The 11,845-nt window shown below is 69.1% G+C and carries 10 protein-coding genes; 7 read left to right on the top strand and 3 right to left on the bottom strand.

Annotated features, from left to right (window positions below):
• Together KBW98_RS08225 and KBW98_RS08220 are read right to left on the bottom strand one after the other, a co-directional pair.
• A partial coding sequence (locus tag KBW98_RS08225; RefSeq protein ID WP_211519637.1) for an AAA family ATPase occupies positions 1-853 on the bottom strand: 853 nt, incomplete at its 3' end.
• Complete coding sequence (locus KBW98_RS08220; protein ID WP_211519636.1) at positions 850-2,112, bottom strand: exonuclease SbcCD subunit D C-terminal domain-containing protein; 1,263 nt, start codon at positions 2,110-2,112, stop codon at positions 850-852. The genes KBW98_RS08220 and KBW98_RS08225, both read right to left, overlap by 4 nt.
• 106 nt (positions 2,113-2,218) lie before the next feature.
• On the opposite strand from KBW98_RS08220, the gene KBW98_RS08215 reads away from it, so the two are divergent.
• From KBW98_RS08215 to clpB, 7 genes are all read left to right on the top strand, one after another.
• The gene (locus KBW98_RS08215) at positions 2,219-3,454 is read left to right on the top strand and encodes a winged helix-turn-helix domain-containing protein (protein ID WP_211519635.1); all 1,236 of its coding nucleotides are present in this window, start codon (positions 2,219-2,221) and stop codon (positions 3,452-3,454) included.
• Between the two features lie 199 nt (positions 3,455-3,653).
• A complete protein-coding gene (locus KBW98_RS08210) occupies positions 3,654-4,235 on the top strand; it encodes a hypothetical protein (protein WP_211519634.1) in 582 nt (193 codons plus the stop codon).
• Positions 4,236-4,311: 76 nt separating this feature from the next.
• The gene (locus KBW98_RS08205) at positions 4,312-6,978 is read left to right on the top strand and encodes a DUF349 domain-containing protein (RefSeq protein WP_211519633.1); all 2,667 of its coding nucleotides are present in this window, start codon (positions 4,312-4,314) and stop codon (positions 6,976-6,978) included.
• A complete protein-coding gene (gene moaE / locus KBW98_RS08200) occupies positions 6,975-7,445 on the top strand; it encodes a molybdopterin synthase catalytic subunit MoaE (protein ID WP_211519632.1) in 471 nt (156 codons plus the stop codon). The genes KBW98_RS08205 and moaE overlap by 4 nt, the downstream gene beginning before the upstream one ends.
• A complete protein-coding gene (gene crcB, locus KBW98_RS08195; RefSeq protein ID WP_211519631.1) occupies positions 7,442-7,816 on the top strand; it encodes a fluoride efflux transporter CrcB in 375 nt (124 codons plus the stop codon). Before moaE ends, crcB begins: the two co-directional genes overlap by 4 nt.
• A gap of 103 nt (positions 7,817-7,919) precedes the next feature.
• On the top strand, positions 7,920-8,354 hold the full coding sequence (gene yiaA, locus KBW98_RS08190; protein WP_211519630.1) for an inner membrane protein YiaA: 435 nt from the start codon (positions 7,920-7,922) through the stop codon (positions 8,352-8,354).
• A gap of 99 nt (positions 8,355-8,453) precedes the next feature.
• Entirely contained in the window at positions 8,454-11,063 is a 2,610-nt protein-coding gene (gene clpB / locus KBW98_RS08185) for an ATP-dependent chaperone ClpB (RefSeq protein WP_211519629.1), read from the top strand.
• 158 nt (positions 11,064-11,221) lie between these two features.
• Here clpB and KBW98_RS23915 read toward each other — a convergent pair whose 3' ends face one another.
• Positions 11,222-11,788, bottom strand: coding sequence for a PEP-CTERM sorting domain-containing protein (locus KBW98_RS23915; RefSeq protein ID WP_229429052.1), 567 nt, complete (start codon positions 11,786-11,788; stop codon positions 11,222-11,224).
• Between the last annotated feature and the right edge of the window lie 57 nt (positions 11,789-11,845).

Here is an 11,845-nt window from a genome sequence, read left to right as displayed (position 1 = left end):
CGGCCTCGGCCAGCGCCTGCGCCGCCTGGGTTTCGCCGCGCTGCAGCTTCTCGGTTTCCTGGTGCCAGCGCAGTTCCTGCTCCAGCACCGCCTGGCGCGCTTCCAGCGCCTGCAGGGCCAGGTCGGCGGTGGCGCGTTCTGCGTCGAGGGCGGCCCTGGCCTCGGGCGCCAGCGGCGCCTGGTTCGCCAGCCTGGCGGTGAGCGACTGGGTGCGGGCCTGTTCCGCCTTGTAGCGCTCGAAGGCGCGGCGCGAGATCTCGCTGTAGATGGTGGTGCCGGTCAGCGTTTCCAGCAGCTCGCCGCGCTCGTTCTCATCGGTCTTGAGGAAGGCCGAGAATTCGTTCTGGGCCAGCAGCACGGCCCGGGTGAACTGTTCGAAGGACAGGCCGATGCGTTGCACGATCTCCAGCGCCACCTCGGTCTTGGTGCCGCCGATGGCGACCAGGTCGGGCAGGCGGTGCAGGGTCATCTTCGACGGCTGCAGCGCGCCGCCCGGCTTGCCGTAGGCGCGGCGCACGCTCCAGCGCGCGCGGTAGCGGCCTTCGTCGCTGCCGACGAAGTCGACCTCGGACCAGGCTTCGGCCGCGCCGCGCCGCAGCAGGGTGCGCGGGTCGAGCGCGGACACCGTGTCGCCGCCCACGTCCGGCAGCTGGCTGCCGGCGCGCTTGAGCAGGCGCGGGGTGGCGTCGTATAGCGCCAGGCACAGCGCGTCGAGCAGGGTGCTCTTGCCGGCGCCGGTGGGGCCGCTGATGGCGAACAGGCCGCTGGAGGCCAGCGGTTCCTGCTCGAAGTCGACCGTGAATTCATGGGCCAGCGAGGCCAGATTCTTGCCGCTGATGCGCAGGATCCTCATGCGTCCTTCCCATCCGTCGCGTTGGCCAGTTCCGCGAAGGCGCTCAGCAAGTCGGGCGGCGCGTCGGCCCCGAAGCGCTGCTGCCACAGGCGGCGGAAGATGTCGTCCGGCTGCAGGCGCGCCAGCTGATCGAGCGTGAGCACGTCGGCGCCTTCGCTGACGGTGGTGAACTTGCGGGTCGGCTCGATCTTGGCCAGGCGCACCGGCTTGCCTTCGAGCGCCGCTTCGACCCGCGCGCGCAGGCCCGGCTCGGGCCCGTCGAGCAGCACCCGCACTTCCAGATAGGGATGGGCCTGGGGCGGCAGATCTTCCAGTTCCAGCGCGGCGAGCGCGGCCAGCACTTCGTCCAGTGGGGCCGGACTGGCGGGCACGCGCAGCAGCTGCACCGGGCGCGGCACGAAGACCGGCGTGATGGAAGCCGTCCTGGCGCCTTCCAGCTCGATGCACAGCACCTGATGCTGGTAGCCGACTTCGGAGAACGACAAGGGCAGTGGGCTGCCGCAGTAGCGCACATGCTCCTGCTTGCCCACGCGCTGGGCCAGGTGCAGGTGGCCCAGGGCCACGTAGGCGAGTTCGGGATCGAACATGCTGGTCGGCAGGGCCTCGGTGCCGCCGATCACGATGCGGCGCTCGGAATCTTGCGAGGACAGGCCGTCCACCATGTGGCAGTGGCCCATGGCGACGATGGCCTGGTCCGCGCCGCAGCGCTCCTTCGCCAGCGCGTAGGCCCTATTGTAGAGCAGGGTGGTGCCGTGCAGGTAAGGATCGGGAGAAGGCTCGTCCTTGTCCGCGGCGGCCTTGTCCAGGCGCGGCACGTCGCCCGGGCGCAGGAAGGGCACCGCCAGGCACCAGGCGCGGGTGGCGCCCTCGCGGTCGCGCAGGGGCAGCACCAGGCGCTCGATGTCGATCTCGCCGTCGCTTGTGCGCACCACGTGGCCGACCACGAAGATGCCGTAGGCTTCCAGCAGCGGCGTCGGCGCTTCCAGCCGGCCCGGCGAATCGTGGTTGCCGGCGATGACCACCACCTGCAGGTGCGGCACCGCGGCCTTGGCGCGCTGCAGGAAGCGGTACAGCTGGCGGTGCGCGAAGGCCGAGGGATTGGCGTTGTCGAACACGTCCCCCGCGATCAAGAGCACGTCGATGCGCTCGGCCACGAGCGTCTCGACCAGCCAGTCGAGGAAGCACTGGTGTTCGTAGATCCGGTCGAAATTGTGCAGGGTCTGGCCGAGGTGCCAGTCGGAAGTGTGCAGCAGCCGCATGGGAAGAAAAAACGTGAAGTCGGGTCGGCGCCAACTATAACGCATCGGCGCTCCGGCCGTCCCCCCGGTTTCAGTGAGCATGTCGAAACATTATTACAATGACTGCATGAGCGAACTCATTCTATCGGCCGGCGCCGCGCGCGCCCTGCACCTGGCGGCCCAGGGGCTGGACAGCGCGCGCCGCCGCCGCGCCACCAAGGCGGACGTGCTGGACGCGATCCGGCGCATGGAGATGCTGCAGATCGACACCATCAGCGTGGTGGCGCGCAGCCCCTACCTGGTGCTGTGGAGCCGCCTGGGCGACTACGACCCCTGCTGGCTCGACGAGCTGCTGGCCGAGGGCAGCCTGTTCGAATACTGGGCCCACGAAGCCTGCTTCCTGCCGATCGAGGACTACGGCCTGTACCGCCACCGCATGCTGGAGCCGGAGAAGATGGGATGGAAGTACTCGGCGCGCTGGATGCGCGAGCATGCCGAGGTGGTCGAGCGCTTGCTGGCGCACGTGCGCGAGCATGGCCCGGTGCGCGCCGCGGACTTCGAGCGCAAGGACGGCAAAGGCGGCGGCTGGTGGGAATGGAAGCCCGAGAAGCGCGCGCTGGAAGTCCTGTTCACGGCCGGCCGCCTGATGATCGCGCGCCGCCACAACTTCCACCGCATCTACGACCTGGCCGAACGCGTCCACCCCGCGTGGGACGACAGCCGCCTGCCGCCGGAGGACGCGGTGCGGCGCGAATTCGCCCTGCGCACCGTGCGCGCGCTGGGCCTGGCCAAGGCCGCCTGGATCCCCGACTACCACCGTACGCGCCGGCCCCACGTCGACCCGGCGCAGCTGGCGGAAGAGGGCTTGCTGCTGCGGGCGCGGGTGGAGGGCTGGCGCGAGCCGGTCTACCTGCATCCCGCGCACCTGGAGCGCGCCCGGACCGCGATCGAGGGCGGCCTGAATCCCGGCCTGACGACCCTGCTGTCGCCCTTCGATCCGGTGGTCTGGGACCGGCGCCGCGCGCTGGAGCTGTTCGGCTTCGACTACCGGCTCGAATGCTATACGCCGGCCGAGAAGCGCCGCTACGGCTACTTCACCCTGCCGCTGCTGCGGCGCGGCGCGCTGGTGGGACGGGTCGACGCCAAGGCGCACCGCAAGGCGGGCATCTTCGAGCTCAAGAGCGTGGCGCTGGAGCCCGGGGTGCGCCTGAGCGCGCGCTTCACCGCCGACGTGGCCGGGGCGGTGCGGCGCTGCGCGCGCTGGCATGGCTGTGCGCACGTGACGGTGGGCCACGCGGACCCGGCTCCCTTCGCGGCCCAGCTCGCCGGCGTCCTGGAAGAAGACGCCCGTGCAGCGGCATGAGCTTATATGGTTCCCGCCGAGGTGTTTGAGCCACCTCAAGCCTGAGCCTGTCCTTCTCTCTACACTTTGAATTCCTGCCGGCCGGCGACAACAACATAAAAGAAGCGCCGGCGGCCCTGACAAAGCATCCCCAGCCCTGCATCCAGGCCGCGCACGGTCATGCTGCCATGCTGGCGGAGCCATTCTGAGAGGAGACACGATGTTGACGTCAACCTATACGCTGGTCGCCCTATCCGTCGAGCAAGCACGCGCGCGGGTCGAGGTGCAGGCGCTCATGGAGCGCTGGCGCCCGGATACCTGGTGGGGCGAAGGTCCCCACCAATGGACCGTGCGCCAGTTCGAGCAAGCCTGCGAGGCGCTGCGCCGCGTGTACGAGAGCTGCCACTGGCGCAAGCTCGACCGCTTCGTGCTGCCGGCCCTGCACCGGGCCGGGGCGGCCGCCGAAGCGCTGCTGGTCCGGCTCGAGGGGCTGAGCCGGCGCGCGCTCGACGCACGGGTGCTGGCCCAGGCCAAGGCAGCCCAGGGCAGCCCCGATTGCCTGCGCGCGGTCGAACATTGCTGCAGCCTGCTGCTCGAGCGCCTCGAGCTGGAGGAACGCGAGCTGTTCCCGCTGGCGCGCACCCTGATCTCGGGCGAATCCTGGTTCGCCATCGCCAACCAGATGCTGGCCTACCAGGCCAACCAGGTGGAGTCGCGCCCCGCGGCCGGCTACGCGGCCACGGGCGCCGCAGGGCCCGAATATGCTAACCGGCAAGGCTCCACATTGCCCCTCGTTCACTGATTCGGAACAGAAGGGGGAGTGGGCCATCGAGGCCATGGTTCTTTGCTATGATGGGGGTTTTGGAAGTGCGCTCATCATGTTCGAATTCCTATTCAAGCGGCAGGGTGGAGACAAGGCGGGAGCCAAGCCCGACGCCGCTGCGCCGGACGCACGGGCGTCCGGCCAGGCGTCCGGGCAGGGAGCCGCGCACGACGCTGCGCCACAGGCGCCGGGAGGGCGGGGCGCCACCCAGCACTCGCGCGAGCAGCAGGCCGCACGGCTCAAGCAACTGGACGGCGACGAAGCCGCCGCAGTCGACTTCATCCTCGCTTCCGATTTTTCCGAACTGCGCCTGGCCGCCGCCGAGCTGGTCCATAGCCGCGAGGGGCTCGAGCGCGTCCATGCGGCGATGCGCAACCTCGACCGCCGTGTCGCCAAGCTCACCCAGTCGCGCCTGGACGCGATCCGCCACCACGACGCCGAGCTGCGCCGCGGCCAGGAAGCCCTGGCGCAAGCGCGCACCTTGCTGGGCGACCACCTGCTGACCCCGAACCACGTTGCCGAGCTCGACCGCAAATGGGCGATCACCAAGGCCCCCGAGCTGGCCCCCGAATTCGATGAAGTGCGCGCCCAGCTGGCGCAGCGCCTGGAAGCGCAGGTGCAGCTGCAGCGCGCCATGATCGACCGCCTGGCGGCCTTGCGCCAGCTCGAGGGCGCCGGCCTGGACGCGGACGCGCTGTCGGCGCGCCTGGCGGGCCTGCAGCAGGAACAGGAAGCAGCCCTGGTCGCCCCCGAACACGCTTCGCTGCCGCGCGCCCTGGTGGCCGAATTCGCGAGCGAGCATGCGCGCCTGAGCGCCGGCCTGGCCACGATCGAACAGGACCAGGCCGCGCTGGCCGCGCGCGCGGCGGCCCTGGCCGAATGGCAGGGCAAGCCCCAGGCCGAACTCAAGCCGGAGCAGTTGCGCAAGGACTGGCAGCGCCTGCCCGTGCTGCCCGCGAATGCCGCCGGCGCCGGCCTGCGCGAGCGCTTCGAGGCCCTGCTGGCTTCACTTCCGCAGGAAGCGCCGAAGGAAGCGCGCAAGCCCAGGCCGAAGGCCGAGCAGGCCAGTCCCGGTGCGGCGCCGGCGGCCCGCGAGCAGGGCGGCCAGAAGGAAGGGCAGAAGGGCGGCGGGCGCGGCGCCGACCAGCAATTCATCGACAACATGGATGCGCTGGAAGCTGCCCTGCAGCAGGGCTCGCTCGGCAGCGCCGCCGAACTCGACAAGGCGCTGAAGGACAGCAAGGACAAGGGCATGCGCCTGACGCCGGCCCAGGCCGACCGCCTGGCCCATTTGCGCGCCGAGCTCAAGCGCCTGTCGGACTGGGCGCGCTGGGGCGGCAACGTCTCGCGCGAGGAACTGATCAAGACCGTGGAAGCGCTGCCCACCCAGAACCTGGCGATGAGCGAGCTGGCCAAGAAGGTCGGCAGCATGCGCGACCGCTGGAAGGCCCTGGACAGCCTGTCGGGCGCCGCGCCGCGCAGCCTGTGGGAGCGTTTCGACGCCGCCTGCACCGCCGCCTATGCGCCGGCCGCGGCCCACTTCCGCCAGTTGGCCGACGAGCGCCACGCCAACGCGGCGCGCGGCCAGGCCCTGGTCGAGGAAGCCCAGGCCGAGATCGCCCGCCTGCAATCCGGCGAAGCCGACTGGAAGCATGTCTCCGGCACCGTGCAGCGTCTGCGCACGGCCTGGAGCCACCTGGGCGCCATCGACCGCAAGGACAAGAAGCGCCTCGACCAGCTGTTTTCCGAGGCCCTTACCACCCTGCAAAAACCCCTCGAGACCCAGCGCCAGGTCGAGATGGGCGTGCGCGAGCAGCTGATCGAGGAAGCCCAGGCGCTCGATCCGCACGACCGCCATGCGGTCGACCTGCTGCGCGAGCTGCAGCACCGCTGGCAGGAACACGCGCGCGCCTTGCCGCTCGAACGCAAGGCCGAGCAGGCGCTGTGGCAGCGCTTCCGCGCCGCATGCGACGCGCTGTTCGCCGCGCGCAAGGAACACGCCCACGCGGCCGATTCCGAGCGCCGCGCCCACGAAAGCGCCAAGGAAGCCTTGTGCGCGCGCCTGGAAGCCGCCGCACCCGAGGCGACCCCGGCGACGGCCGGCAAGCTGCTGCGCGAGGCGGCCGCCGAATGGCAGGCGATCGGCCCGGTGCCGCGCGCCCATGAAGCGCGCATCGAGAAGCGCTACAACGCCGCCGTAGCCCAGGTGCAGCACCACGCCGACGTGGCGCGCCGCGCCGCCGGGATGGCGCTGGCCGGCGCCGTGCGCGACAAGCTGCGCCTGATCCAGGCGCTGGAAAACGCCCTGGTCAACCCGGACGCCCACACCCATGCGGGCGACTGGCGCCAGCGCTGGGACGCCATGCTGCCGCTCGACGGCGTCTACGAGAACGTGCTGCGCGCCCGCTTCGACGCTGCGCTGGCCGCCCTGGAGGGCGAGCGCGCGGCCTACGCGCGCCAGCTCGAAGCCAACCGCGAGCGCCTGCTGCACGAGCTGCTCAAGCTCGAGATCGCGGCCGGCATCGACAGCGGCGCCGAATTCGCGCGCGAGCGCCTCAAGCTGCAGGTCGAAGTGCTGCAAAGCTCGCTCAAGTCCGGCCGCAAGCCGGGCGCCCACGGCGACGAACTGCGCCAGCTCCTCAGCCTGCCGGCGCTGGCGGATGCGCGCACCGAGACGCGCATCGAACAGCTGCTGCTGCGCCAGGCCAAGGAGGGCAAATGAAGGAAGGCGTGACGGAAGTGCGGGTGCAGCCCGGCGACTTCGACCTGGGCCGGGAGATCGCGCGTCTGCGCGAGGGCGACGCGCGGGTCGGCGCGGTGGTGAGCTTCGTCGGCACGGTGCGCGACCTGAACGACGGCGCCCAGGTGGCCGAACTGGAACTGGAGCACTATCCCGGCATGACGGAGAAATCGCTGGAAGACATCGTGGTCCAGGCGCGTGCGCGCTGGCCGCTGTACGGCGCCCTGGTGATCCACCGCATCGGCCCGCTGAAGCCGCTCGACCAGATCGTGCTGGTGGCCTGCACCGCCGCGCACCGCGGCGAGGCCTTCGCCGCCTGCGAGTTCATCATGGACTATCTCAAGACCGACGCCCCGTTCTGGAAGAAGGAGCAGACCCCGGAAGGCGCGCGCTGGGTCGATGCGCGCAGCAGCGACGACAGCGCCAAGGCGCGCTGGACCACCACTTGAGCTGGCTGGCGGTCGGCGCCGGCGCCGCGCTGGGCGCCTGGCTGCGCTGGGGATTCGGATTGTGGCTGGGCGGCTTGCATGCCTTCGTCCAGGCCGGGACCCTGGCGGCCAACCTGCTGGGCGGCTTCCTGGTCGGAATCGCACTCAGCATCTTTTCCGCTTATCCGCAGCTGGCGCCCGAATGGCGGCTGTTCCTCGTCACCGGCTTCCTGGGCGGGCTGACGACCTTCTCGAGCTTTTCCGGCGAATCGGTGACCCTCCTGCAGCGGGGCGAATATGGCTGGGCGCTGGCGCACACGGCGCTGCACCTGTTCGGTTCGCTGGTGCTGTGCGCGGCGGGCTTTGCGGCCTGGCGGGCGTTGCGGAGCTGAGCCGGCTCAGGCGTCGGGTTATTGCTGTCACGCATCAACTGCTGCCGATTGATGGCATGGCACAGTCGCTCCAGCACACCCTGGACAACTTCTGGAGCCCGCCATGTACCATGCCCATCGACCCACTCCTGCCTTTGTCGGCGCCTCCTGGGCCGCCCTGCTGACCGGCGCCACCGGTTATTTGCTCGGCCTATGGAATGCGGACATGCAGCTCAACGAGAAGGGTTACTACCTGACCCTGCTGCTGTACGGCCTGTTCGCCGCCATCTCCCTGCAGAAAACCGTGCGCGACCGGGCCGAGAACCTGCCCGTGACCGGCTTGTACGTGGGCCTGTGCTGGCTGTCGCTGGCCAGCGCTGCGCTCCTGATGACGGCGGGGCTCTGGAACGCCACGCTGGCCCGCAGCGAAAAAGGGTTTTATGCGATCGCCTATGTCATGGCGCTGTTCGCCGTGATCGCGGTCCAGAAAAATGTACGCGATCTCAAGGCCGCCGGCCCGGTCCCGGAAACCTATTCTTCGCAGCCCGCCCAGTCCTGAGATCCGTCCTCGTCACGGCTGAGTGTTGCGCATCTTGAAAAGCAGTCAGCCGTCCCTATTTTTCTCCTTAGTCAAAGAACACCACTAGGGAGCAATACCATGCGGCAAGACAAATTGACGACCAAGCTCCAGGAAGCGCTGGCGGATGCCCAGAGCCTGGCAGTCGGCAACGATAACCAGTACATCGAACCTCTCCACCTGCTGGCGGCCCTGCTGAACCAGGACGACGGCGGCGCGCGCTCGCTGCTGCAGCGCGCCGGCGTCAACGTCGGCGGCCTGGCGAATGCCCTGAAATTGGCCTTCGAGCGCCTGCCCAAGGTCTCGGGCACGGGCGGCGACGTCCAGGTCGGGCGCGAGCTGGTGTCCCTGCTGAATCTCGCGGACCGCGAGTCGCAGAAGCGCGGCGACCAGTTCCTGTCGTCCGAAATGGTGCTGCTGGCCCTCACCGAGGACAAGTCGGACGCGGGCCGGCTGGCGCGCGAACACGGGCTGGCGCGCAAGGCGCTGGAGTCGGCGATCCAGGCGGTGCGCGGCGGCGAAGCGGTGAATTCGCAGGACGCCGAAGGCCAGCGCGAGGCGCTGAAGAAATACACCCTCGACCTGACCGAGCGTGCCCGGATGGGCAAGCTCGACCCGGTGATCGGCCGCGACGACGAGATCCGCCGCGCGATCCAGGTGCTGCAGCGGCGCAGCAAGAACAACCCGGTGCTGATCGGCGAGCCGGGTGTCGGCAAGACCGCCATCGTCGAAGGCCTCGCCCAGCGCATCGTCAACGGCGAGGTGCCGGATTCGCTCAAGGGCAAGCGCGTGCTGTCGCTCGACATGGCGGCCCTGCTGGCGGGCGCCAAGTACCGCGGCGAATTCGAGGAAAGGCTGAAAACCGTCCTGAAGGAGCTGGCCCAGGACGAGGGCCAGACCATCGTCTTCATCGACGAGCTCCATACCATGGTCGGCGCCGGCAAGGCGGAAGGCGCGATGGACGCGGGGAACATGCTGAAACCCGCGCTGGCGCGCGGCGAGCTGCACTGCGTGGGCGCGACCACCCTGGACGAATACCGCAAGTACGTCGAGAAGGACGCCGCGCTGGAGCGCCGCTTCCAGAAGATCATGGTCGACGAGCCGAGCGTGGAGGCGACCATCGCCATCCTGCGCGGCCTGCAGGAAAAATACGAGCTGCACCACAAGGTGGAGATCACCGACCCGGCCATCATCGCCGCGGCAGAGCTCTCGCACCGCTACATCAGCGACCGCTTCCTGCCCGACAAGGCGATCGACCTGATCGACGAGGCCGCGGCCAAGATCAAGATCGAGATCGACTCCAAGCCGGAAGTCATGGACCGCCTCGAGCGCCGCCTGATCCAGCTGAAGATCGAGCGCGAAGCCGTGCGCAAGGAAACCGACGAGGCCTCGCAGCGCCGTCTCGAGCTGCTGAACGACGAGATCGCCCGGCTGGAGCGCGAGTACAACGACTACGAGGAGATCCTCAAGTCCGAGAAGGCGGCGGTGCAGGGCACCACCCACATCAAGGAAGAGATCGAGCGCATCCGCCACCAGATGGAGGAAGCCAAGCGCCAGAGCAACTGGCAGCAGGTCTCGGAGCTGCAGTACGGCCGCCTGCCGGAACTGGAAGCCCAGCTGAAGAAGGCCGAGGAAGCCGCGGGCACCGAAGCCGAAAGCGCCCAGCCGAAGCTGCTGCGCACCCAGGTCGGGGCCGAGGAGATCGCCGAAGTGGTCTCGCGCGCGACCGGCATTCCGGTGTCGCGCATGATGCAGGGCGAGCGTGACAAGCTGCTGCACATCGAGGAAAAGCTGCACGAGCGCGTGGTGGGCCAGGACGAGGCGATCGAAGCCGTGTCCGACGCCATCCGCCGTTCCCGCGCCGGCCTGGCCGATCCGAACAAGCCGTATGGGTCCTTCATGTTCCTGGGCCCGACCGGCGTCGGCAAGACCGAGCTGTGCAAGGCGCTGGCCGCCTTCCTGTTCGATACCGAGGAAGCCCTGATCCGCATCGACATGAGCGAATTCATGGAGAAGCATTCGGTCGCCAGATTGATCGGCGCGCCGCCGGGCTATGTGGGCTACGAGGAGGGCGGCTATCTCACCGAAGCCGTACGCCGCAAGCCTTACAGCGTGATCCTGCTGGACGAGATCGAGAAGGCGCACCCGGACGTGTTCAACGTCCTGCTGCAGGCCCTCGACGACGGCCGCATGACGGACGGGCAGGGGCGCACCGTGGACTTCAAGAACACGGTGATCGTGATGACCTCGAACCTGGGTTCGCACAAGATCCAGTCGATGGACAGCGACGACCCGGCGGTGGTGAAGCTGGCCGTGATGGCCGAGGTGCGCGGCCACTTCCGCCCCGAGTTCATCAACCGGATCGACGAGATCGTGGTGTTCCATGCGCTCGACGAGAAGAACATCGGCGCGATCGCGAAGATCCAGCTGCACAACCTGGAAGAACGCCTGGCCAAGATGGACATGGCGCTCGACATCGACGAGGAGGCGCTGCAGAAGATCGCCGAGGCGGGCTACGATCCGGTGTACGGCGCGCGTCCGCTCAAGCGCGCGATCCAGCAGCAGATCGAGAACCCGCTGTCGAAAGCCATCCTGGCCGGCAGGTTCGGGCCGAAGGACACCATCCCCGTGCGCGTGCGGGGCGGGCAGCTGGTGTTCGGGGAGCAGCAGACTGTCGAACTGGCCAAATGAGAAAAGGCGCCGCAAGGCGCCTTTTTTCTTCGCGCGACCGCACCGCCGGCGTAGGGTGGACGGGTTCCCCGTCCACGCGTCCAGGCGGCTTCCGTTTCGCTGCACGGCATGCCGGAGCCCGTTGAACGCGTGGACGGCAAAGCCGTCCACCCTACGAACTATTTCCTCCGCCGGCGCGCCATGAACCCCAGCAGCGCCAGGCCGCCGCCCAGCATCGCATAGGTCTGCGGCTCCGGCACCGGCGCGATTGCCTGCGACAGCAGGCTGCCCACCTTGCGGTCGCCCTCGCCGAAGAAGTCCACCTTCAGGTGCGGCGCGTCCAGGCTGGGCGCGCCGCCGGCAAACGTAAACTGGAACACCATGTCGTCGCTCAGCGCCACGTTGGCGCCCGAGTAGCACAGGCCGAAGCCGGGATGCGCGCCGCCCGCGCAGCCGTTCGCATTCAGCTCGTTGGACGACAGCGCCCAGCTGCCGGCCGCGCCCGGCGCCGAGCTCAGGGTGACGTCCGTGAAGCTGCCGATGTCCTTCAGCTGCAGCGCGCCGAGCGACGTCGCGCCGGCCCAGTCGCCGGTCGGGTTGGCGGCGTCGATCTCCAGGGTCAGCACGTTCTCCGACCAGGAAGAGGTGAAGGTCACGCCCTGGTAGGTGAGGGATCCGGCGCTCGCCGGCAGGATGGCGCCCGCGGCCAGCAGGACGGCAGCTGCTTTGATGAGTGTGGTTTTCAAATGCTCTCCTCGTTAGGTGACAGTCCCCGCCTTCGCGTCCTGCGAACGGCTTGGACC

The organism is Massilia sp. ST3, assembly GCF_018119405.1.
Taxonomy (GTDB): domain Bacteria; phylum Pseudomonadota; class Gammaproteobacteria; order Burkholderiales; family Burkholderiaceae_D; genus Telluria.
Note: the sequence above shows the minus strand (reverse complement) of the source record. Positions and strands in the feature narration are given on the sequence as shown.